Genomic DNA, 21,947 nt, shown 5'->3' on the forward strand with positions numbered 1-21,947 from the left:
TTCGCTAAAACCCCCGCAGCAGCGAGGATGTGACCAAGTACCAGCCATCCACCAGTACAAATAACAGAATTTTAAATGGTAAAGAAATCATCACTGGCGGCAGCATCATCATACCCATCGACATAAGGATGCTGGCTACAGCCATATCAATGACAAGAAATGGGATGAAAATCATGAAACCCATCTGAAAAGCCGTTTTCAGCTCGCTGATGGCAAATGCCGGAACAAGTGTCGTCAGGGGGATATCCTCAACAGATTCCGGTCTTTCCAAACCGGCATAATTCATGAATAAAGATAAATCCTTTTGTCTTGTTTCTTCCGCCATGAACATCTTGATCGGACCGCTTGCTTCCGTATATGCCTCATCGAGAGAAATTTCATCGTTCATCAATGGTGTGATCGCTTGGTCATTTATTTCATTGAATGTCGGCGCCATGATGAAGAAGGTCATGAATAGGGCGATACCGATCAGTACTTGTGTCGGAGGTGTTTGCTGTGTACCTAAACTCATTCGCACAAAGGAAAGCACCACGACAATCCGTGTAAAACATGTCATCAAGATCAATATTCCTGGTGCAAGGGAGAAAACAGTCAATAAAAGCAGCAGTTTAACCGAGGTCGAGACATTCTCGGGGTCGGTTCCAGAAAATATATTGATAAAATCATTCATTGTCTGTATCCTTCCTTTGCTGCTGTTTCAATCGATTCCGGGACTGTTTGAGCTTCATGACTTCCTCTTTGAATTGTTTCTGGAAACTTGATCCAGCATCATCTGACTTCTTCTCTGTCTCTTCTTGGTGACTTTCCTCTTGCCGTCTCTTACCAGGCAATAAATTGGCAAGTAATGCCGATGCCTTCATTTCTTGCTGATCTTGTTCGGATAATTCCTTGATTGTCTGCTCATCATCGATTTCGGTCAGTAAATCGACATTGTCACCTACACCAAGCATATATACTTTCTCGCCGACACGGATGATCTGGACGGATTTGTTATTACCTAGTGCAATGCCGCCTATATTCTCCATGGCTCGTACTTGCTGGAACAGACGATTCCGCTTATTCAAAAACTTCAGTAAGACATAGATCAGTCCGAGCACGACCGCTAGCGCCAATGCAAGCTTGACAAGATTCAAAAAAGTCGATGTGCCTCCAGCTGACGCATCAGCCGAATCATCTGCTGGTGTATTTTCTTGTTGATTTCCGGCTTCATTCATATCTTTGCAGTCGTCCGATTGTGCAGCACCTTCTTTCAAGCAATCCTCCACACTTGCTGCCGCTTCGGCAGCAACAGGAGAAATGACTAGATGCAGCAATACAAGGAGCATGCATGCCCAGACTGTTCTTTTCATCATTTCCTACTCACCTTTTTTAGCTTAATGCTTTTTGGATTGCCTCTACTACGCGATCTGCTTGGAATGGCTTAACGATGAAATCTTTCGCACCAGCTTGGATGGCATCGATCACCATTGCTTGCTGGCCCATTGCAGAACACATGATGACTTTCGCATCAGGGTATTGGCTCTTGATTTCTTTCATTGCTGCGATACCATCCATTTCAGGCATCGTGATGTCCATCGTCACCAAATCCGGAGTCAGTTCTTTATACTTTTCAACAGCCTGTTGGCCATCTTGGGCTTCCCCTACAACGTCAAAGCCGTTCTTTGTCAAAATATCCTTGATCATCATGCGCATGAAAGCTGCGTCGTCTACGATTAGAATTCTGTTTCCCATATTTTCTCTTCCTCTCAATGGTCAAATTAGTTGATTGATTTTAATCTGTCGGATTGGCTAAGGATATCCGTTACTCGTACACCGAAATTCTCTTCGATGACGACGACTTCACCCTTTGCAATCAATTTATCATTCACATGGATGTCCACCGGCTCACCTGCAAGCTTGTCCAGTTCCACAACGGAACCGACGGATAGCTCGAGGATTTCCTTGATGGTGCGTTTGGTACGTCCCAGCTCAACGGAAACTTTCAATGGGATATCCATCAATAGATCCAAGTTGCGCGGATGCTCAGCAGGTTTTGCTGCTGGTGTATCGAAGCTTGTGAAAGCTGCTTGCTGTACATTCGGTGCAGGTTTTGCCAGCTGTGCAGCTTGCGGCTGCTGCGGTGCAGCTTGTGTATGACTCTCCTGCATGACAGGCTGTGCTTGACTAGGCGCCGACTCTGCTGGTGCACTTGTCACTTCGGGCTCTGCTGGTGTTGGGTTCATCAGCTCATTTACCATGGCCTTGGCAAAATCAGTTGACAATAACTGCATGAGTGAAGAATCAATCAAGTCCCCGATTTTCAAATCGAAGGATACGCTGACTACTTGATCATCCTCTGGCAGTTTTTCAGTCCCAGTGCCATTTGCCAGGTCCATCAATGCAATCGAAGGCGGAGAAATATCCACTTTCTTACTGAATACCGTACTCATGCTTGTCGCTGCTGCACCCATCATTTGATTCATCGCTTCCTGAACAGCGCTCTGATGGATCTCATTGAATTCTTCCGCTGGTGCATTGCCGTCACCGCCGAGCATAAGATCTGCTATGATGGCGGCATCACGCTGCTTGATGACGAACAAGTTCGCTCCAGCGAATCCTTCTGTATAACTTACTTCAATGGCAACATTCGGCTGAGGAAATTGATCGTATAAGTCTGACTTTTTGACTACTGCCGTCTTCGGTGTCGTGATTTCCACCTTTTGATTCAAAAGCGTAGATAAAGTTGTTGCTGAACTGCCGAATGAGATATTTCCAATCTCTCCTAATGCATCCACTTCCATTGAATCCAGATCTTCCTTAGGGAGGAACTGCTCATCTTTTGTGTCGTTTGAATCATCGTCCGATCCATTCAACAATGCATCTATTTCTTCTTGGGATAACATATTGTCAGTCATTTTCTTCCCCCCCTGTTTCGACTTCTTCCATTATTTGTATCGCCAGCCTGTTTTTCTGTTTACCAGGTTGAGCTTTGAATTTCACTTGGTTGTCCACTTTTACATCGAGTGGGCGATCGATTGGCTGATTCAGCATCAGCACATCGCCTTCCTGAAGATTCATCAATTCTTCGACCTGGATCGAAGTTTCTCCAAGGATTGCCTTCAGATTTATGGAAGCCTTCTGTATGCCGGCCGTCAGATCCCGCCATTCTGCCTCATTGCCTTGTTTATCCACAGGTGCCTGCATCCAATAATGGATGGAAAGCTTCGAAACTATCGGCTCCAAGACTACATGCGGAATACAGATATTGATCATACCGCTCGTTTCGCCGATTGTTGAGTTCAGTGTAACTACGACAACCGTTTCATTCGGTGAGACCATTTGAAGGAATTGCGGATTTATTTCAAACTCTTCCATCAAAGGATCTACATCCTCGACGGATTGCCACGCTGCTTTCAAATTTTCCATACCGGATTCGAACATTTGAGTCATCAATGTTGTTTCTATTTCAGTCAGATTATCGATTTTGTTGACGCCGCTGCCACTGCCGCCAAGTGTCCGGTCAAGCATTGCAAAGGCTATGCTTGGATCATACTCTATCAGAATCTTACCCTCGAGCGGAGCAAGGCTGTATGTGTTCAGGATCGTCATCGTTGGAATCGAACGAATGAATTCTTCATAAGGTACTTGATCGACAGACGCAACCGATATCTGCGCGAATGTACGTAGTCTCGCTGAATAAAAAGTTGTCAGTAACCTGGCGAAATTCTCATGTATGCGGGTCAGGCTGCGTATTTGATCCTTTGAAAATCGCAAGGCCCGTTTGAAATCATATGTTCTTACTTTTTTTGCTTTTTCGTCCTGTTTCAGCTCATCTGCATCCATTTCACCGGAAGATATAGCGGATAACAGTGCATCGATCTCATGCTGCGATAAGACCTCTTCTGCCATGCACGTCACCTCCGTTCCTGCTTTTCAGTGGTTTATTGTAATACTTTACTGATTGTGTAGACATCCTCTATCTTGCCTTCTTGCATGTCTTCATTTAGCTTTTTCTTCAGACTTTCTTCCAAGTCCGATAAACCAGCTTGGAAATCGTCTTTGTTCATCGTCGTCATCTCTTTGATAACGATGTTTTTCAGCTGAAATTGTCTTGCGGTTACTTCTTCTTTTGCTTTTTCACCGTCTGTGATGAGTTGGAATTGAATTTGGACGATACTGCCGTCCTCCAAGTCTGTTGTGATCTCATCTGTTTCAACGGAATTCTCAGCTAACTCTGCTGCCGAAGCCTGCTTGGCTTCTTTTGCTTCCGAAGTGGGGCTGATAAAGAAATTCCATGCTGCATAGCCCCCAGCACCCAAGATGATGACAGCTGATAAAATGATGATGATAACTTTAGCGTTCATTCTTCTCTTGTTTCTCCTTTGTACCGATCAAGCCGATAGATTGGTAGAATTCTCGGATTTCCCTGGCAACTTCCATTTCTGACTCACGGACAATTATTTTCTTACCAGATGTGAGTGTGATCGTTGTATCAGGAAAGGATTGGATCTGTTCAATGAACAATGCATTCAATGTCAATGTTTCCCCATTTAATCTTGTTAACTGAATCATATTATGAAAGGGAGCAAAGAGCCCCCTTCACCTCCTTTAACGTTTCAGGTTAACAAGTTCTTCCAGGATTTGATCGGAAGTAGTGATGATTCTCGTGTTAGCCTGGAAACCACGTTGTGCGATGATCATGTTCGTGAATTCTTCAGAAAGGTCGACGTTGGACATTTCCAGCGCTCCAGCAACAACTTTCGCAGTACCATCTGCTTCACTGCCAGGTACTTTGAAGCCATTCAATGGTACATCTTCTCCACCTTGATAGTTTTCTTCCAGCATTAGACCAGCATTGGCAGAGAGGCCATATGTGCTGCCGCCATTTTTCACAAGACCGCCCGGGTTGGAGAATTTAGCAAGCGCGATCTGGAATGTATTATTTGTAACACCATCTTCCGGACCATCCCCACCGGTATAGGAAATTTTCCCGGTTCCATTAATACTTATCTGTGTAGCACCTTCAGGAATTCTGATGGCTTCACCTACCGTATTCAGAACAAACAAACCTTCACTATTGACAAGTCGGCTCTCCCCATCAAGATAGAAGTTACCCGCTCTAGTGAAGCTCACTCCTGCATCATTAATGCTGTTCACTTGAGGATTGGATGATAGGATGAACATCCCATCGCCTTCCAATTGTAAATCCAAGTTCCGATCTGTATTTTGGCGGTTACCTTGAGTATGTACATTGTCAATGGCACCAATTTGTGATCCAGTTCCAACCTGGCTGGCATTTGTTCCACCTCTGCCATTTGGAACTGGATCAGTGGAGGCTTTGATTTGCTGACTCATCATATCCTGGAAAGTGATTCTGCTTTTCTTATAGCCAGCTGTATTGACATTGGCAATATTATTTCCGACGACATCCAAGTTATTTTGAAAACCTTTCATTCCTGAAATACCTGAGTAAAGTGAACGTAACATGCTTCATCATCCTTTTCTTTTTTATTCGTTGCCTACTTTGGTGACGGCGTCAGCATATATCGACTTTCCGTTGTCAAGCTCTAAAACAGCGTGACCATCCTTTTGCGTCACAGCTGTGACTTTACTTGTGATGGTGTCGGTTATTTCGCCTGTATCCAAGTCATATTCGTTATAAGTAACTTGTTTATCGATCATATGACTGTATTGAAGGACAGGCGACATGACTGTTTGATTATTTGCAAGAGACTGCACAGCTTCCGAGATATTCATGACTTGCTCCAAATTCGTGAATGATGTCATCTGATCCACGAACTTTGAATCATCCATCGGACTTGTTGGATCTTGATTCTGTAATTGGACCATCAGGATTTGAAGAAAATCATCTTTATCGAGCGTTGCGCTTGGTGTCCGCTTTTGTTGTGAGTCTAAATAATAGCTGGAATCTATACTGCCTGTTGTCGTCATATCAATATGTCCTCCTGTTCAGAGAGAATTTCTGCAAATGCGGTATCAAAACCATCCTGGTTCTGCTGTTCTTGCTGTCTGCTATCCCGGCTTTCTTGTTCATCAGCGGCATCATGGAACTGCTGCTGACTGCCCTTCTCGGATGAAGAAAGTTGAACTTGATCGACACGTTCCGTAACGTTCACTTGATGTGGAGAAAACATATGTTTGAGACTGGCAATGTTAGAATCCAACATCTCTTTCGCTTGTTTGGAAGATACAATGATCTGAACCGTTATATCACCATTTTCGCGGACAAGCTTCACTTGTAATTCTCCAAGGTTTGCTGGTCGGAGTTGCATCGACAATTCCTTCAATCCATTTCTGTCAGAAAGAATACTGCTGAACTTTACAGCTTGTTCTATTTTTTGAACCAAATCCTTGCCAGCTTGCTCCGGAGCTTGTTCGACTTGCTTCAGATGGATGACAAGCTGTTCTTGTTTGGATACTTGAAACGCGCTTACCTGTTTGGTATCAAGTGTCTGAGGTTCTTGTCTCTGAAGAATGGTTGCATTGTTACCGGATAAAGCTTTTTCTTCACTATTCCCGGAAGCTTTCACAACCTGACGAATGGCATCAGTAATCTCCGTCATCTTCGGCTCAAGTTGTGTTTGTCGCTGCTGCAGCGCTGTTTGTCCTCTCAGTGACTGACCATCCATCGTATTGGCACCAGGAATCAGCTTTGATGTCTGCAGTGCTGTTAATGGCTCCCGATTGCCAGAGTTTGAAGCTGGTGTTGTAACAGTTGGTAAATCTTTCCGAGGATTCGGCAGTCCATCATTTTTTGATGGAAGCATTGTTGATCGATCACCGGCTGTCAAAGGAACTGCTGCATTCAACTTCGGATATATAGGCTGCATGGCTGCTGCACTTCCATTTCTGTTAGGAAGAGCCGCACTATCAGACAACTGAATTTGTAATTCTTCAAGCTGATTCATAATATCTTCCACAGCTGAATCCTGTTGCGAAGGTTTGATATTTCGCAAAACTTCTTCTGCTCTGTTTTTTAACTGAGTCGGCAAAAATGCTGCCAGAACGTCTTCCCCAATTACTTGCTCCATAAGATCCCAAGCATCCTCAGGCTGTTTTTCCAAGTCAACGGAATCTTCCGAATGAAACTTATCAAAGAACGCCTGCATGACTATTTGCAAATCTTGTTTATCTTGCAAATCTGAAATCAACGGGACAGTGTCACCCGCCGTTGCAATGTCGTCATTGTTTTTTGAGGTGACTTGCTGAAACAAATCTTGAAAAATATTTTTCCCTGCATTGGTCCCCTTTTGGTCATTCGCAACAGGAGAAGCCTGCAGTGAATGCAAAGGCATGGAAGAGACGATATTATTCAACTGCCTGCCCCTCCTTTTCTGCCGCATCGACCATCGCGCTCGTATAAGATGCTGCTGCTTCAGGATCCATGGCAGCTAGAATCGTTCCTCGTTTCTTACCTGAGAGCTCTTGCAGCACGCCTAAAGCTTTCTCATTATCCAATTTGCTGATTATTGCCGCTGCTTTGGCATCATCCATTTTACTGAAAGATGATGATGCTTCCTTGTAAGGAGTTGCTGGCTCTTCGCCTTCTGCTGCCTGACCGTCACCTGCTGCAGGCTGCGCAGTCTCAGGTTCCGTGCCATTGAGTTGATTTTCCAATTTGACGATTTGTTGATTGAGGTCATCAATCTCAGCATTTTTCGCATCCTCTGTGTCTTTCATCATATCGAGGGTGGCTTGCTGATCCTTCAACTGTTTTTTCAATTTTTCTGCGTCGGCTGCACTGCCTCCAGCTGCAGGTTCATCCTTGACCATGTTGCCAATGACTGGGATGCCGGATGCCAGCTTTGCGACAGAAACACCCGAAAACTCCAATATTGCAATAACTAGTGCTGCTGCCAGTACGACAGGCAATAAAAAGTAAAGGACAAAACCTTTTCCTTTGCTTTTTTTCTTTGGTTGATCACTTTTTTGTTTTGCCATATGCTATCGTGCTCCATTTGCTAAGAATTGGCGGATCGATATGTCATCCATCTGCTTATTTTCTTCTTCCTGCAGCTTGCGCCAAGCTTCCTGCCGCTTCTTCTCCAACAGTTTTTCTATTTTCTTCACTTCGATATAGGCTTCCGAAAGCAACTCCTGTTTTTCCATCATTGCGCTTCTAGCAAATTGAACGGCTATTTGGGCCCGGTCAATCTGCCTATTGATCGATTCCAGGAAAGCATGATGCTCGGATAACCGCTGAATCGGAACAGAAGCTGCCAACCCTTCGGATAGCTGGTATTCAGCATCTTCTTTCTTTTTCAGTAATTCGTATAAAGCCGTTGCTGCTGTTTCGAATTGCTGCTGTTTCTCAGCAAAAGCCTGCTGTGCCGTTTTTCGTTCCCGCTCTTTCATGCGCAATATTTTTTCGAATACTTTTGTATCAGCCATCGGATCAACCCTTTCCTAACAGCTGCTGCATCAGCTGAATTGCATCTGAACGACTTGTGAATTCATGCATGCCTTGCTTCAGGAAATCCAAGATTGGCTTTTGATAGTTGATCGCTTCATCGATTTCCCTATTGGTTCCTTTTTTATATGCACCAATCTGTATCAATTCACGGTTTTCTTCAAAGAGCGCAAGCAGCGTCCGCAGCTTTTGTGCGAGCTGATATACTTCTTCATCCGTGATTTGCGGCATGACCCGGCTGATGGATTTCAGCACGTTCAATGCCGGGAACTGGCCTTGTTCGGCCAATTTTCGATCCAGTACAAAGTGTCCATCCAAAATACCACGAACCGTATCCGCTATCGGTTCATTCATGTCATCACCATCGACAAGAACTGTATAAAATGCTGTGATGGCACCCAATTCATTGGTTCCGGTTCGCTCCAGCAATTTAGGCAAAGCTGCGAAAACAGAAGGAGTGTACCCTTTTGTCGTCGGAGGCTCACCAGAGGCAAGACCAATTTCCCGCTGTGCCATCGCCACCCTTGTGACGGAATCCATCATCAAGTTGACATGCATACCTTGATCCCGGAAATATTCACAAATCGCCGTTGCGGTATAAGCACCTTTGATCCGCATAAGTGCTGGTTGATCTGATGTGGCAACAACGATTATCGACCGTTTAATGCCTTCTTCTCCCAAATCTTTTTCGATGAATTCCCGCACTTCTCTGCCCCGCTCACCGATAAGGGCGATGACATTGACATCGGCACTGGATTTACGGGCTATCATGCCAAGCAGCGTGCTCTTTCCCACTCCACTGCCGGCAAAAATGCCTACACGCTGCCCTTTACCTACCGTAAGCAGACTGTCTATCACACGTACACCAGTTTCAAGCGGCTCTAAAATACGCGGCCTGGTCATCGGGTTCGGCGGATTTCGGTCTGTTGTGAAAGATTTCAATCCTTTTGGGAGTAAACTCCCATCGAGTGGCTGCCCCAATGGATCGATGATGCTGCCGATCAATCCATGACCGATTTTGATCGATAGTGGTGCATTCGTTGCTTCGACCAAGCAGCCAGGCCCTACATCTTTCAAGGGTGCAAAAGGCATCAGCAGTACTTTTTCATCATCGAAACCGACAACTTCCGCCAAGAATCTTTCGCCTGATGCCGAAGATGGATGTATATAACATATCTCTCCCACACTGGTTACGGGACCATGTGATTCAATCAGCAATCCGACGACCCTGTGAATCCTCCCATAACGCTTATAAGTATCCAAAGAGTTCAGTTCATCGATATATCGGTCGAGCATCAGTTTGTTTCCTCTCGTCTCAGTTCAAATAGCTTCTCGCGGAGAACAACGAGTTGCGAATCGATGCTCGCATCGATTCTTCCATGCTTGGTTTCAAGCACACAGCCACCGGATGGCAGGTCATGCTGTGGCATGATCATCAAGTCAAAATCCTTGCCTGTGAGGATGCTGAGCTCCTCTTTCTGCTGCAGGACGAGTTCATAGCTTTCAGGATGAACATAAAGTCGCAAATCGCTGCGTTCTTTCCAGTCAGATATCGCACCTTTCACAAGCGCCAGATAACTTTCTGGTTCATCCGTCAATTTCTGATGCATGATCTTTTCAGCCAGCTTCAATCCAAGATCAAGTAAAGCATCTTCACTGGCTTCCACAGTCTCTTTATAATCCTGCTGTGCCAGTTCGGTAAGCTTTTGTGCTTCTGTCAGTTTTTCCTGATAGGAATGCAAGCCTTCCTGCTGACCTGCTTCAAACCCTTTTTGATAGCCCTCCAGCTGCGCCTGCTCCATCAGTTCCTGCTTTTCCGACTCCCATTGTTTCCGCTGTTCGTCGGCTGCCTGCCTGGCTGAAGCCAGGATTTGCTCCGCTTCCGCTTTGGCATCTTGGATAAACTGCCGGGAAGTTTCTCTTTCTTGCTGGAGTGATGCAGCATGATCAGTACCATCTTCCGTACCCACCGCCAGCGAAACCGGTCTGATACCAATCACTTTCGATTCCTTTACTGCGACTGATTGCCAGATATTAGACAATGATGTCATCTCCTCCGCCACGGGATATGATGATCTCGCCAACTTCCTCCAGACGCCTGATAACAGAGACGATACGGCTTTGGGCCTCTTCCACATCCTTCAGACGGACAGGACCCATGAATTCCATTTCTTCTTTGAATGTCTGCGCCATACGGTCGGACATGTTTTGGAATACAAGATTCTTGACTTCATCGCTAGCCACTTTAAGTGAAAGTTTCAGATCATCATTTTCCACTTCACGGATCACACGCTGAATTGCACGATTATCCAATGTAACGATGTCTTCGAATATGAACATGCGTTTCTTGATTTCTTCGGCAAGGTCGGGATCCTGGACTTCCAATTCATCCAATATGGTTCTTTCCGTACTGCGATCCACGCCATTGAGTACTTCCACGACAGCTTGGATACCGCCGGTTTGTGTATAATCCTGCGTTGCGGTCGCCGATAGATTCTTCTCCAGTATTTGTTCGACTTGGCTGATGATTTCAGGAGATGTACTGCTCATCGTGGCGATGCGCTTTGCCACATCCGCCTGCATATCCTGCGCCAGCTCTGACAAAATCTGGCCGGATTGTTCCGGTTCCAGATAAGATAATACCAGTGCGATTGTCTGTGGATGCTCATTTTGGATGAAGTTCAAAATCTGCGTCGGATCCGCTTTGCGTGCAAAATCAAATGGTCTTACTTGCAGCGTGGATGTCAATCTGTTCATGATTGCAGCAGCTTCATCATTTCCAAGTGCTTTTTCCAGAATAGACTTTGCATAAGCTATTCCGCCTTGCGAAATATAATCCTGAGCAATGGCTATCTGGTGAAATTGATCTATGATGGATTCCTTCTCAACACTGTCCACTTTCTTGACAGAAGATATCTCCAGCGACATCTTTTCAATTTCTTCTTCTGTCAAATGCTTATACACGTTTGCAGCTGTATCAGCTCCAAGAGAGATCATCAAGATCGCTGCTTTTTGTTTACCTGTCAAACTTCCTTTCACAGCTGCCATTCCTTCATTGCTCCTTTAGTCTTCCGCCATCCAGCTTCGCAAGAGTTTGGCGAAGTCTTCTGGTGACTCTTGTGCTAATTTTTCCAATTGCTTCTGTTTCAATGTTGCTTCCGTTTCGGGTGTATCCTCTATTTCTTCAACTTTCACTGGCTGGGCCGTCACTGCTTCTTCCTCCAGGAATTCTTCATCCTCTTGGTTTCTTCTCGAGCGAATAAGCAAGAAGACAAGAACTGCAACTGCAGCCAGAAGTATACCGCCTACAACATAGGCCCATATCGGAATACCAGCACCTGCCGGATCATCAGCTTGTGAGCTTGGAGATGCTGCGAACGGCTGGAAGACGACGGAAACACTGTTTTCAGGGGTGATTGCCGCTGCCGCTTCTGTATCGACTGACGTAGACACGATTGAATTCAAGATGGATGTGATGCTTTCTTCCACTTGCGTTTGTTCTTGCTGTGTCAGCTGTTCAGCTTCTCCATTTTCCGAAGCTGTGTTTTTGTTGCTGTCTACCGCGACTTGTATGCCGATATCACGGATACTGTAAGGACTTTCAGTAATTTCTTTTTTGATTTTATTGAATTCATAATTCACGGATTCTTTAACATTGTTATAAGCACCATCACCGTTGGCCGCTTCGTCTTCGGCAGCAACGTTTGGCACTTCCTCTTCACCGGTTCCGGCTGCACCGCCGTCTCCATTCGGTTCGCCTTCATATGTTTCTGTGATTGTCTCCACACTTACCGGGAGACCTTCATTATTTTCTTCATCAACAGGCTCGACAAGTTCCTCTGTTCGTGTTTCCTGATCAAAATCGATGTCTGTCGTAACGGATACTCGTACGTTTTCTCCGCCGACCATCGCAGCAAGCATTTGCTGTACGCGCTGCTGGATGCCTTGTTCCACTTCTTGTTTGATGCCCATTTGGTTGGAATAAGCATCCCCGCCAGATTTGGCTGTATCCATGTTGATGTATTCGAAGTCCTGATTCGTTATAACGATGTTTTCTTCCGGCAGATTCGGTATCGTCTTGGATACCAAGCGATACATCGCTTCGACCTGATCGGGCTGAAAATCATATCCTGTCTCTGTGTTCAGGACAATTGACGCTGATGCCTCTTCTTGCTCGTCTGTCACAAAAACCGGATCAGTGGGCTTGTTGATTAAAACTTCCGCACTCTTTATCCCATCTATGTTTGTCAACAATGTCGACAATTCTGTCTGTAAGGCATCGAGCTTGATAACATCGAATTCATTATCGGTCATACCCCAGGAAGCATTGTTGCTGAAGAAGGAATAGTCGATACTGCCTGTTTCCGGCAGCCCTTCTGCCGCTAAATCGACAAGCAGCCCTTCTGCCTGTGCATCCGGGACGAGGATAGTCGATCCATTTCCTTCGAGTTCGTACTTCACACCCTGCGCATCAAGTTCTTCTTTGATCTTTCCGGCTTCTTGAGCTGAAAGATCTTTATACAGAGGTACCATCGTTTCTTTTGTTGCAAAATAAGAACTGATACCGATGATTAAAACTAGAACAATCGGGGTAAGTATAAGCAGAGCCTTCTGCCATCCTGGTCTTGTTTGCCAGAAACTAGTTATCTTTTCTTTGTAACTTGCAATTCGCTGATTCATCTGGTTCCCCCAAAGCTTAGGTCAAATTCATAACAAAAGCATATCCTCTTTACTAGGATGGGTGTTTCCATCCTTTTACATGGACATGCGCATCATTTCAGTATAGGCGTCAATTGCTTTCTTTTGCACTTGCACAGCTGCATCCAGTGCAACACTCGCTTTTTGAGACGCAATCATGACATCATGGAGATTATCCACTTCTCCGGTTGCAAGTGCTTGTGTCATTTTATCCGATTCCTGCTGTGTTGCATTCAAACCATCAATTGCTGATTTCAAGCTATCTGTGAAGCTCGCTTGCGCTTGTGCGGGTGTTGTCTGCTTGATGGGTGTTAGCCCGCTTAGTCCAGCCGCACCGCTGATTCCCTCAACTGCCATTTGTCACCCTCCTTTATTTACCGATTTCCAATGCTTTCTGGAGCATACCTTTCGTTGCATTCATTGCCGTAACGTTTGCTTCATAAGAACGGGTAGCACTGATCAGATCCGTCATTTCCTTTAAAGGGTCGACATTCGGCATTGCAACATACCCTTCCTCATTCGCGTCGGGAGAGGTGGGATTGTAAACCATCTGGAATTCCGATTCATCATCAGTGATTTCTGAAACTCTCACACCACCTGATTTCGAAGAATTCCCTTGCGCTCGTTCCAAAAATGATGAGAAACTGTTCGAATCCTTTGATTCAAGCGAAACCATTTTCCTTCTGTATGGAACATAATCTCCATTTTCATCAATGGTCGCACGGGTTGTTTCTGCATTCGCAATATTCGATGATACAACATCCATTCGCAATCGCTGAGCTGTCAATGCGCTAGCGCTAGTATTAAGCGAAGAAAAAATAGTCAAATTCAATTGCCTCCCTTGATGACTTTGGATAAGCTGTTGAATTTCCCGCTCATCCGATCTACCAATGCTTGGTAGTACAACTGGTTATCTGCTAATTCGGACATTTCTTTATCGATGTCCACGTTGTTCCCGCTATTGGTGTAGGATGTATCTTCCTTTTTTGTCACCTTGAATTCAGAAGTTCCATCTGCACTGCCAAAAGCCAGATGCTTTGGATTTGTGCGTTTGGAAGTGAATGACATATCCATCGTTTCCTGCAATGTATCTTTAAAGGAAACAGCTTCTGCTTTATATCCGGGTGTATCAGCATTCGCAATATTATTGGATATGGTTTGATTTTTAAGAGTGGCATAATCCAATGAACGGTCCAAAGACTGAATTGTTTTACCATATAGGTCCATTGTAATCCCTCCTAGAGTTCTATGTACGGTGTCGAACCTGCTCTAATCTACACGATTATTGTATTGAAAGGATTAGTTCATGTCTATATCTTCTGTGATAATTTTCTTATATATGTAAAAATGGTCTAAGCATACTAAGCCTTTATGACTATATGACATACATTTACTTACAGTTTTGACCTCCTTTTATATGTTAACTTTTTTGATAGCATGATTAAAGCCTATTATTCCTTATCTATTTCCCGGCTTTTTTCCTTTCAATATCAAAAAAACTGAATACATTTTACTACGGTGCAGGATGAATCATACCCCAAACTATGAAAGGGCTTTCTATAATCTCTCCTAAACCATTCGAATTTATAGTATAGAGGTCCCTAAAGTTTACAAAAAAAAGAAGCAGGCTTTTTGGCCTGCTTCTTTATTCATTAGCTTGTATGCTTTTGCAATTCCACTAGGAATTTATTATTAAGAACTTTGATATATGTCCCTTTCATACCTAGGGAACGTGATTCGATGACACCTGCACTTTCAAGCTTGCGCAGTGCATTGACGATTACGGAGCGTGTAATACCGACGCGGTCGGCTACTTTACTTGCAACCAGCAATCCTTCACTGCCATCCAATTCTTCAAAGATATGCTCGATAGCTTCCAATTCACTGTAGGAAAGGGAGCTGATCGCCATTTGAACGACAGCTTTACTGCGTGCTTCCGTCTCGATCTCCGCTGTTTTCTGGTGCAGAATCTCCATGCCGACAACTGTTGCGCCATATTCAGCAAGCAAAAGATCATCGTCACTGAAGTTTTCTGTGAGTCTGCTTAAAATCAATGTACCAAGACGTTCCCCACCGCCGATGATCGGTACGATGGTCGTCAAACCACCTTGGAAAAGATCTTTGTTTTCGATAGGGAATGCAGTGTATGGACTGTCGATGCCAATGTTTGCAGTTGTCTGCTGAACTTGGAATAGACCTTCTGTATATTCTTTTGGAAATTGTCTTTCTTCAAGCATTTGCTTCATTCTGTCATTTTCGATTGCCTGGTTGATCGAAACGCCGAGCAGTTTACCACGGCGGCTTACGATAAAGATATTACTCTCGATCACCTGCTGTAGTGTTTCGGACATATTATTGAAGTTGACAGCCTTTCCTGCTGTCTTTTGCAGCATAAAGTTAATATCTCTTGCTTTATCTAATAATTTCATGATTTCCTCCTGTGATTTTATAAAATGTACTGGCTCAAATCTTTATTTTTCGCAATGGATGCAAGTTTGTCATCCACATAGCTTGGTGTGATCTGAATCGTTGCCATAGTGATATCAGCCGCTTCAAAGCTTAAATCTTCCAGCAGCTTTTCCAATATCGTATGAAGGCGTCTTGCACCGATATTGTCAGTTTCCTGATTCACCTCGAAAGCCACTTCCGCTAGTCTGGTAACAGCTTCGTCCGTAAACTCCACATTTATACCTTCGGTTTCCAATAATGCGCTATATTGCTTCAGCAATGCGTTGGACGGCTCGACGAGGATCTTTTTGAAGTCTTCGACGGAAAGCTTCTCCAGTTCCACACGAATCGGAAAACGCCCCTGCAGCTCTGGTATCAGATCAGAAGGTTTTGCCATATGGAAAGCGCCTGCTGCCACAAATAGAATATGATCTGTCTTCACAGGCCCATACTTCGTTGTCACAGTGGATCCTTCTACGATTGGTAGGATATCACGCTGCACTCCTTCACGGGATACATTGGCACCTTGATCGCCTTTTGAGGCAACTTTGTCTATTTCATCGATGAAGATGATACCAGCTTGTTCCACTAGCTGCACAGCTTCCTGCGACACTTCGTCCATATCGATCAGCTTCTGTGCTTCTTGCTGGATCAAAAGCGGACGTGCTTCGGATACAGGCAGCCGGCGTTTCTTTTTCTTCTTTGGCATGAATTGGCCCAAGGCATCCTGCATATTCATACCCATCTGTTCCATACCGGAACCTTGGAGCATATCGAACATGGAAGACTGCTGTTCCTCGATTTCAATCGTCACCATCGTATCTTCCAATTCACCCATTGCCAACATCCGCTCTGTACGGGCGCGCTTGGATTCTATTTCCTCGGAAGGCTTTTCTTCTTGTTCTTCATTCTGCTGCTGGTTGAATAGCATTTCGAATGGATTCTTGAAGTTATTGTTCTGCTTCTTCGTTTCAGGTACAAGAAGTTTGACCAAACGTTTATGTGCCTGCTCTTTTGCTTTATCCTGTACAGCTTCGACTTTCTTTTCCCGCACGAGCCGAACGGAGGCTTCAACTAAATCACGTACCATCGATTCGACGTCACGTCCGACATAACCAACTTCTGTGAATTTCGTCGCTTCCACTTTGACAAATGGAGCACCGACAAGTTTTGCAAGCCTTCTGGCTATTTCGGTCTTGCCGACACCGGTTGGTCCGATCATCAAAATGTTTTTCGGCGTTATTTCATCACGCAAATCACTATCAAGCTGCATACGGCGATAACGGTTCCTCAAAGCAACCGCTACCGATCTTTTTGCATTTTGCTGTCCTATGATATATCGATCCAGCTGCGCTACGATTTGTTTAGGGGTTAAATTAGCCTCCATCATTACGCCTCCAATGTTTCCAACGTGATTTGATCATTCGTGAATACACAGATTTCCCCGGCGATTTCAAGTGCAGCCTGTGCAATTTCAGCTGCTGACTTCTCTTCGGAATATCTTTTCAGGGCGCGTCCTGCACTCAAGGCAAAATTGCCTCCTGAGCCGATAGCAAGGATATCGTCATCCGGTTCAATGACTTCCCCTGTTCCCGATACAAGAAACATCTGCTCCTTATTCATCACGATCAGCATCGCTTCCAGTTTACGAAGGACCTGATCACTGCGCCATTCCTTCGCCAATTCAACAGCAGCTCTGGCAAGGTTCCCATTATACGCTTCCAGCTTGCCTTCGAATTTCTCAAAAAGCGTAAACGCATCAGCTACAGATCCGGCAAAACCAGCCAGGACCTGCCCTTTGAAAAGCCTTCTGACTTTCTTAGCTTTATGTTTCATGACTACTTGATTGCCCAGTGTCACTTGTCCGTCTCCGGACATGGCGCATTCCCCTTTATGACGCACAGCGAATATCGTGGTGGCATGAAATTCAGAACTCATGGTTATCCATCTCCTTTATTCCCGATTCGCTCTCGGATGGGTATTCATATATATCGTACGCAGCCTATCCTTCGTCACATGCGTATAAATCTGTGTGGAAGACAGATGTTCATGACCGAGAAGTTCCTGCACAGCACGCAAATCAGCACCTTCATTCAGCATGTGCGTGGCAAATGTGTGGCGCAGCTTGTGCGGATGCAGGTGCATATGTACAGCGGACTGCTCAACCAGTTTGTTCAGGATGAGGCGGATCCCCCGTTCCGTGATCGGTTTTCCTCTGCTGTTCAAGAACAGTTTGCCTGTGCTTTCTTTCGATTTCTCCAAAAGCCGGTTACGTCCGTCCTGTAAGTATGTCTGTATCGCTTTTTCCATAAAGCTGCCGAACGGGACATACCTTTCCTTGCGTCCTTTTCCGCGTACGAGTACAGTTCCAATCGATAAATCGATATCATCGATCGATATGCCGGCACATTCGCTGACCCGCATACCCGTTCCGTAAAGACACTCAAGGATGGCTTGGTCCCTTTGACCTAATGGGCTCTCCAAATCGGAAGCATCAAACAACTTCTCAAGCTCCTGTTCATATAAAAAACTAGGAACGTACGCTGGAGCTTTCGGCTGGACGAGGCGCAGGAATGGATTAGCCGATACAACACCTTCCCTTTCCAGGAATTTATAAAAAGAACGCAAACTGGATATCTTGCGCGAAACAGTTCTCCTGGACAGCTTTTTATCATATAGCTGCGTCAGGAATATGCGGACAACTGCGGGATCTGCCTGTTGAAATGGAACAGATTCCGCTTCAAGAAATCCCAGGAAAAAATTCACATCATTCAGATAATAGTAAACGGTATGCGGAGATGCGTGTTTCTCCACTTGCAGATAAGATTTAAAATCTTGTACATACTGTTCTGCTCTTTTCAAATTGATCTCCTCACTTCAAGCGTATAAAGCTTAACACAGTTTCAAGCGCAGAAGCAAACGAAAGAAATACAATTGTAGAAAAATTCTGAATTGATGTCAGCATCACAGTTCGATCCTGCTCCATGTGATTTCCACTTACTATACCCTCAATTTAAGGAAACTCGCCTTCGTTGACTCAACGTTTCCCCTGCCTTCATGCATGACCCGGTATTTCCCTCTCAAGGTGTCAAGCAAAATACCTTTCCAATCCGTTATTATAGACCTCGTACAAATCTGTGTCAAATAATTTCTAGTTTCTGTTCTTGTTTTCACAAAGTCTTAACAATTGAAGCAAAAACCCCCAGCTTATCAAAAGCTGGGGGTTTCATATCACTGCTGAACTTCTTCTTTATAATCACAGCTCGAACATGTAATCTGCGTTCCTTTTTTGGCTTTCTTTTCGACAAGCATGCTTGCACATTTCGGACAAGGTCTCGAAATGGGTTTATCCCAGCTGAGGAAATCGCAATCAGGATATTGATCACAACCGTAAAACACACGATTTTTCTTCGATTTGCGTTCGACGACTTCGCCTTCCTTACATTTTGGGCATGTGACACCGATTTTTTTCAGGATAGGCTTCGTATTGCGGCAATCCGGGAAATTGGAACAGGCAAGAAACTTACCGTAGCGTCCCATTTTATAGACCATCTCATGACCACATTCCTCGCAATCAATGCCGGCAGGTTCGTCACGTATCTCGATTTTTTCCATTTCCTGTTCAGCTTTTTCCAAGCGTGTATCGAATCCTTTGTAGAAATCATCAATGATCGTCACCCACTGAGTCTTGCCTTCTTCTACGTGGTCAAGATCTTCTTCCATCTTCACCGTAAATTCCAAATCGATGATTTCAGGGAAGAATTCCTTCAAGATATCTATGACGATTTCGCCAAGCTCGGTCGGAACGAAACGCTTGTTATCAAGCGTCACATAGCCGCGGCGCTGGATGGTATCAAGTGTCGGTGCATACGTGGAAGGACGGCCGATACCTTGTTCTTCCATCGTCCGTACCAGACGGGCCTCCGTATATCGTGGCGGCGGCTGTGTGAAATGCTGATTCGGAGTGATTTCATCCGCTTTCACCGTCATGCCTTCTTCGAGATTAGGGAGCAGGCGATCTTTTTCACTGGTGTTATCATCATTACCTTCCACATATACTTTCATGAAACCTTTGAATTTGACTTTGGAGCCTGTAGCGCGGAACTCCACGCCTTCATTCACAAGATGCACCGTCATGGTATCCAGTACAGCCTGCGACATCTGACTTGCAATGAAACGCTCCCAGATAAGCTTGTACAGTCTGAACTGATCACGTGAAAGGATTGCTTTGACACTGTCAGGATGGCGGTGAGCTGAAGTTGGACGGATACCTTCATGGGCATCCTGCGCACCTTCAGATTGCTTACCTTTCACTGCTCCGCTCCCTAGGAACTCTTCGCCATACTTTTCTTTGATATAGTTGGCGGCTTCTTCTTTGGCTGTATTCGAAATACGCGTCGAGTCGGTACGCATATATGTGATCAAACCAGTAATTCCGCCTTCTTTTTTACCCAAGTCGATCCCTTCATACAGCTGCTGTGCAACCATCATGGTTTTGCGGGCACGGAAGTTGAGTTTCCGTGCTGCCTCCTGCTGCAAAGATGATGTTGTGAATGGTGCTGCTGGGTTGCGTTTGCGCTCCCGTTTGTTCACTTTATCGATGCTGAAGTCTTTGCCTTTCAGTTTACCGAGGATATCATTGACTTCTTCCTCGGACGCCAGGCTTACTTTCTCACCATCGACTCCGTAAAACGCACCTTCAAAATTGTCTTTGCCGGATTGGAAAGCAGCATCGATCGACCAATATTCCTCTGGAACGAATGCCTTGATTTCGTTTTCACGATCCATGATCATTTTTACTGCCACGGATTGTACACGCCCTGCACTCAGACCTTTTTTCACTTTCTTCCAAAGCAGCGGACTGATGTTATAGCCTACAAGCCTATCCAGTATCCGGCGTGCCTGCTGTGCATCAACCAAATCCATATCGATACTGCGCGGATGCTTGAATGATTCCTTGATGGCATCTTTCGTGATTTCGTTAAAAACGACACGGCAGTCTGACGTTTCGTCAATGTTCAAGCTATGCGCCAAATGCCAAGCAATCGCTTCGCCTTCGCGATCGGGGTCGGCTGCGAGATATACTTTCTTCACTTTTTTTGCTGCACTCTTCAGTTCCTTGAGCACAGGCCCTTTTCCGCGGATGGTGATATAGCGAGGTTCAAAGTCTTCTTCCACATTGATACCCATTTGACTTTTTGGCAAGTCACGGATATGTCCCATACTTGCTTTTACTTTATATTTTTTTCCTAAATAACGTTCAATTGTTTTCGCTTTAGCTGGAGATTCCACGATTACAAGATAATCTGCCATATTGTTTCCTCCCAAGAGGTTTTCTTTTCTATTTGTTTTTTTATAGTTAAGCTTCCGATAAATCTTCCCTATTATTGAATACTTATATTCCGTTTGTCAAACATAACTTGTTATTTTTTGTAATGAAACATACATAAAAATGCTAGTTTCTACTATATAAAGTGTATATTTTTCGACTTATTATGCTCCCATTCGTCAAGCAGCTGGCCCGGCTCGAAAATAATTCCTGCACCATCCGCAATCAATTGATGACAACCTTCAGTCTGATCTTTGAAAGGGTCACCAGGAATGGCGAATACATCTTTCCCTTGTTCCAAAGCGTGCATTACCGTATGCATCGTGCCGCTCTGCCTTTTTGCTTCGACTACTAGTGTACAGAACCCGAGTCCGCTGACGATACGGTTACGCTCCGGAAAGTGATGTTTAAGCGGCTGCTGGTCTGGGCAGTACTCGCTGAGGACAAGTTGTGTTGCTGTGAGACTTTCATATAATCTTTGATTGGAGTGCGGGTAAATGTGTCGCAAGCCGCTTCCCAATACGGCGATTGTGCTGCCTTGGGCCTGCAGGGCAGCATGATGCGCCAAACTGTCGATACCTTTTGCCATTCCGCTCACAATCGTCCATCCAGCTGCCAGTAGCGGGTTGAGCACATATGCAATTTTTTCACCTGCCGCTTTCGTCGGCTGGCGGGTGCCGACCACGCTGATTGCTGGCTGAAGGCTCAGCAGTTCCATTTTGCCCACAGCGTACATAACCAGTGGCGGGTCTGGTATATAACGCAAGGCTGGGGGATAGACTTCATCAAAATAAGTCAACGTGTGGTAATCCTGCATATCCTGTTCCAGAGCAATAGCATGTCCTTCGTTCTGCAATTCTTGGAACAGTGTGGCGGCAAAAGAGTGAGGAAGTTGATAAAGCGTTGTCAATTCAAGGGAGGATGCATGTAGAAGATTGTCCAGCTGAGGGTCGATTCGAAGCATATGCTGCATGACTTTGCGCCGTCCCCGCAGCACTCGGTGCAGTAACAGCAATCGTTTACGTTTATCCAATTTTCCACTCCTGTCTTTAGAAAAGAATA

At 44.9% G+C, this 21,947-nt stretch carries 25 protein-coding genes; all 25 read right to left on the reverse strand.

Annotation, left to right across the window (positions count from 1 at the left end):
* Positions 1-4: 4 nt before the first annotated feature.
* Positions 5-670: a flagellar type III secretion system pore protein FliP gene (gene fliP / locus SFC66_RS09860; protein WP_411218513.1), complete on the reverse strand. Its 666-nt coding sequence runs from the start codon at positions 668-670 to the stop codon at positions 5-7.
* Positions 663-1,352 carry a flagellar biosynthetic protein FliO gene (gene fliO, locus SFC66_RS09865; protein ID WP_411218514.1) on the reverse strand — a complete coding sequence of 230 codons (690 nt, stop codon included), beginning with the start codon at positions 1,350-1,352 and terminating at the stop codon, positions 663-665. Before fliO ends, fliP begins: the two co-directional genes overlap by 8 nt.
* Before the next feature lie 16 nt (positions 1,353-1,368).
* On the reverse strand, positions 1,369-1,731 hold the full coding sequence (locus SFC66_RS09870; RefSeq protein ID WP_411218515.1) for a response regulator: 363 nt from the start codon (positions 1,729-1,731) through the stop codon (positions 1,369-1,371).
* A 26-nt stretch (positions 1,732-1,757) separates the two neighbouring features.
* Complete coding sequence (gene fliY / locus SFC66_RS09875) at positions 1,758-2,894, reverse strand: flagellar motor switch phosphatase FliY (RefSeq protein ID WP_411218516.1); 1,137 nt, start codon at positions 2,892-2,894, stop codon at positions 1,758-1,760.
* Complete coding sequence (gene fliM / locus SFC66_RS09880; protein WP_411218517.1) at positions 2,887-3,888, reverse strand: flagellar motor switch protein FliM; 1,002 nt, start codon at positions 3,886-3,888, stop codon at positions 2,887-2,889. The genes fliY and fliM overlap by 8 nt, the downstream gene beginning before the upstream one ends.
* Positions 3,889-3,920: 32 nt before the next feature.
* Positions 3,921-4,343: a flagellar basal body-associated FliL family protein gene (locus tag SFC66_RS09885; RefSeq protein WP_411218518.1), complete on the reverse strand. Its 423-nt coding sequence runs from the start codon at positions 4,341-4,343 to the stop codon at positions 3,921-3,923.
* Entirely contained in the window at positions 4,333-4,551 is a 219-nt protein-coding gene (locus SFC66_RS09890) for a flagellar FlbD family protein (RefSeq protein WP_411218519.1), read from the reverse strand. The genes SFC66_RS09885 and SFC66_RS09890 overlap by 11 nt, the downstream gene beginning before the upstream one ends.
* A gap of 36 nt (positions 4,552-4,587) precedes the next feature.
* Positions 4,588-5,466 carry a flagellar hook-basal body complex protein gene (locus SFC66_RS09895; protein WP_411218520.1) on the reverse strand — a complete coding sequence of 293 codons (879 nt, stop codon included), beginning with the start codon at positions 5,464-5,466 and terminating at the stop codon, positions 4,588-4,590.
* Positions 5,467-5,487: 21 nt separating this feature from the next.
* Entirely contained in the window at positions 5,488-5,931 is a 444-nt protein-coding gene (locus SFC66_RS09900) for a flagellar hook capping FlgD N-terminal domain-containing protein (protein WP_411218521.1), read from the reverse strand.
* Positions 5,928-7,316: a flagellar hook-length control protein FliK gene (locus SFC66_RS09905; protein WP_411218522.1), complete on the reverse strand. Its 1,389-nt coding sequence runs from the start codon at positions 7,314-7,316 to the stop codon at positions 5,928-5,930. The genes SFC66_RS09900 and SFC66_RS09905 overlap by 4 nt, the downstream gene beginning before the upstream one ends.
* On the reverse strand, positions 7,309-7,941 hold the full coding sequence (locus tag SFC66_RS09910; protein WP_411218523.1) for a MotE family protein: 633 nt from the start codon (positions 7,939-7,941) through the stop codon (positions 7,309-7,311). The genes SFC66_RS09905 and SFC66_RS09910 overlap by 8 nt, the downstream gene beginning before the upstream one ends.
* A 3-nt stretch (positions 7,942-7,944) precedes the next feature.
* On the reverse strand, positions 7,945-8,391 hold the full coding sequence (fliJ, locus tag SFC66_RS09915; RefSeq protein WP_411218524.1) for a flagellar export protein FliJ: 447 nt from the start codon (positions 8,389-8,391) through the stop codon (positions 7,945-7,947).
* Positions 8,392-8,395: 4 nt separating this feature from the next.
* Complete coding sequence (gene fliI, locus SFC66_RS09920; RefSeq protein WP_411218525.1) at positions 8,396-9,706, reverse strand: flagellar protein export ATPase FliI; 1,311 nt, start codon at positions 9,704-9,706, stop codon at positions 8,396-8,398.
* Entirely contained in the window at positions 9,706-10,452 is a 747-nt protein-coding gene (gene fliH, locus SFC66_RS09925) for a flagellar assembly protein FliH (protein WP_411218526.1), read from the reverse strand. Before fliH ends, fliI begins: the two co-directional genes overlap by 1 nt.
* Positions 10,445-11,458, reverse strand: coding sequence for a flagellar motor switch protein FliG (fliG, locus tag SFC66_RS09930; RefSeq protein WP_411218527.1), 1,014 nt, complete (start codon positions 11,456-11,458; stop codon positions 10,445-10,447). Before fliG ends, fliH begins: the two co-directional genes overlap by 8 nt.
* 15 nt (positions 11,459-11,473) lie before the next feature.
* Positions 11,474-13,090: a flagellar basal-body MS-ring/collar protein FliF gene (gene fliF, locus SFC66_RS09935; RefSeq protein WP_411218528.1), complete on the reverse strand. Its 1,617-nt coding sequence runs from the start codon at positions 13,088-13,090 to the stop codon at positions 11,474-11,476.
* 75 nt (positions 13,091-13,165) lie between these two features.
* A complete protein-coding gene (gene fliE / locus SFC66_RS09940; RefSeq protein ID WP_411218529.1) occupies positions 13,166-13,465 on the reverse strand; it encodes a flagellar hook-basal body complex protein FliE in 300 nt (99 codons plus the stop codon).
* A 13-nt stretch (positions 13,466-13,478) separates the two neighbouring features.
* A complete protein-coding gene (gene flgC, locus SFC66_RS09945) occupies positions 13,479-13,934 on the reverse strand; it encodes a flagellar basal body rod protein FlgC (protein ID WP_411218530.1) in 456 nt (151 codons plus the stop codon).
* A gap of 2 nt (positions 13,935-13,936) precedes the next feature.
* A complete protein-coding gene (flgB, locus tag SFC66_RS09950) occupies positions 13,937-14,335 on the reverse strand; it encodes a flagellar basal body rod protein FlgB (RefSeq protein ID WP_411218531.1) in 399 nt (132 codons plus the stop codon).
* 425 nt (positions 14,336-14,760) lie between these two features.
* Positions 14,761-15,537 (reverse strand): GTP-sensing pleiotropic transcriptional regulator CodY, encoded by a 777-nt coding sequence (gene codY / locus SFC66_RS09955; protein WP_411218532.1) that lies wholly within the window; start codon positions 15,535-15,537, stop codon positions 14,761-14,763.
* Between the two features lie 17 nt (positions 15,538-15,554).
* Positions 15,555-16,943, reverse strand: coding sequence for an ATP-dependent protease ATPase subunit HslU (hslU, locus tag SFC66_RS09960; RefSeq protein WP_411218533.1), 1,389 nt, complete (start codon positions 16,941-16,943; stop codon positions 15,555-15,557).
* Positions 16,944-16,945: 2 nt separating this feature from the next.
* Positions 16,946-17,494, reverse strand: coding sequence for an ATP-dependent protease subunit HslV (gene hslV / locus SFC66_RS09965; RefSeq protein WP_093726606.1), 549 nt, complete (start codon positions 17,492-17,494; stop codon positions 16,946-16,948).
* Positions 17,495-17,509: 15 nt separating this feature from the next.
* A complete protein-coding gene (gene xerC, locus SFC66_RS09970; RefSeq protein ID WP_411218534.1) occupies positions 17,510-18,418 on the reverse strand; it encodes a tyrosine recombinase XerC in 909 nt (302 codons plus the stop codon).
* 369 nt (positions 18,419-18,787) lie between these two features.
* Positions 18,788-20,869, reverse strand: a complete 2,082-nt coding sequence (gene topA / locus SFC66_RS09975; protein WP_411218535.1) for a type I DNA topoisomerase — start codon at positions 20,867-20,869, stop codon at positions 18,788-18,790.
* A gap of 152 nt (positions 20,870-21,021) precedes the next feature.
* The gene (gene dprA, locus SFC66_RS09980) at positions 21,022-21,918 is read right to left on the reverse strand and encodes a DNA-processing protein DprA (RefSeq protein ID WP_411218536.1); all 897 of its coding nucleotides are present in this window, start codon (positions 21,916-21,918) and stop codon (positions 21,022-21,024) included.
* Between the last annotated feature and the right edge of the window lie 29 nt (positions 21,919-21,947).

Source organism: Terribacillus saccharophilus, from assembly GCF_046592895.1.
Classification (GTDB): Bacteria; Bacillota; Bacilli; order Bacillales; family Amphibacillaceae; genus Terribacillus; species Terribacillus saccharophilus_D.

What these genes read in the sequence shown, in the direction of transcription:
- SFC66_RS09895 (WP_411218520.1), bottom strand. Translation starts at nt 5,466, where the DNA reads ATGTTACGTTCACTTTACTCAGGTATTTCAGGAATGAAAGGTTTTCAA.
- fliG (WP_411218527.1), bottom strand. Translation starts at nt 11,458, where the DNA reads ATGGCAGCTGTGAAAGGAAGTTTGACAGGTAAACAAAAAGCAGCGATC.
- fliO (WP_411218514.1), bottom strand. Translation starts at nt 1,352, where the DNA reads ATGATGAAAAGAACAGTCTGGGCATGCATGCTCCTTGTATTGCTGCAT.
- SFC66_RS09870 (WP_411218515.1), bottom strand. Translation starts at nt 1,731, where the DNA reads ATGGGAAACAGAATTCTAATCGTAGACGACGCAGCTTTCATGCGCATG.
- SFC66_RS09900 (WP_411218521.1), bottom strand. Translation starts at nt 5,931, where the DNA reads ATGACGACAACAGGCAGTATAGATTCCAGCTATTATTTAGACTCACAA.
- SFC66_RS09890 (WP_411218519.1), bottom strand. Translation starts at nt 4,551, where the DNA reads ATGATTCAGTTAACAAGATTAAATGGGGAAACATTGACATTGAATGCA.
- SFC66_RS09910 (WP_411218523.1), bottom strand. Translation starts at nt 7,941, where the DNA reads ATGGCAAAACAAAAAAGTGATCAACCAAAGAAAAAAAGCAAAGGAAAA.
- SFC66_RS09885 (WP_411218518.1), bottom strand. Translation starts at nt 4,343, where the DNA reads ATGAACGCTAAAGTTATCATCATCATTTTATCAGCTGTCATCATCTTG.
- fliM (WP_411218517.1), bottom strand. Translation starts at nt 3,888, where the DNA reads ATGGCAGAAGAGGTCTTATCGCAGCATGAGATCGATGCACTGTTATCC.
- fliY (WP_411218516.1), bottom strand. Translation starts at nt 2,894, where the DNA reads ATGACTGACAATATGTTATCCCAAGAAGAAATAGATGCATTGTTGAAT.
- fliE (WP_411218529.1), bottom strand. Translation starts at nt 13,465, where the DNA reads ATGGCAGTTGAGGGAATCAGCGGTGCGGCTGGACTAAGCGGGCTAACA.
- topA (WP_411218535.1), bottom strand. Translation starts at nt 20,869, where the DNA reads ATGGCAGATTATCTTGTAATCGTGGAATCTCCAGCTAAAGCGAAAACA.
- fliI (WP_411218525.1), bottom strand. Translation starts at nt 9,706, where the DNA reads ATGCTCGACCGATATATCGATGAACTGAACTCTTTGGATACTTATAAG.
- hslV (WP_093726606.1), bottom strand. Translation starts at nt 17,494, where the DNA reads ATGAGTTCTGAATTTCATGCCACCACGATATTCGCTGTGCGTCATAAA.
- codY (WP_411218532.1), bottom strand. Translation starts at nt 15,537, where the DNA reads ATGAAATTATTAGATAAAGCAAGAGATATTAACTTTATGCTGCAAAAG.
- hslU (WP_411218533.1), bottom strand. Translation starts at nt 16,943, where the DNA reads ATGGAGGCTAATTTAACCCCTAAACAAATCGTAGCGCAGCTGGATCGA.
- flgB (WP_411218531.1), bottom strand. Translation starts at nt 14,335, where the DNA reads ATGGACCTATATGGTAAAACAATTCAGTCTTTGGACCGTTCATTGGAT.
- fliP (WP_411218513.1), bottom strand. Translation starts at nt 670, where the DNA reads ATGAATGATTTTATCAATATATTTTCTGGAACCGACCCCGAGAATGTC.
- fliF (WP_411218528.1), bottom strand. Translation starts at nt 13,090, where the DNA reads ATGAATCAGCGAATTGCAAGTTACAAAGAAAAGATAACTAGTTTCTGG.
- fliJ (WP_411218524.1), bottom strand. Translation starts at nt 8,391, where the DNA reads ATGGCTGATACAAAAGTATTCGAAAAAATATTGCGCATGAAAGAGCGG.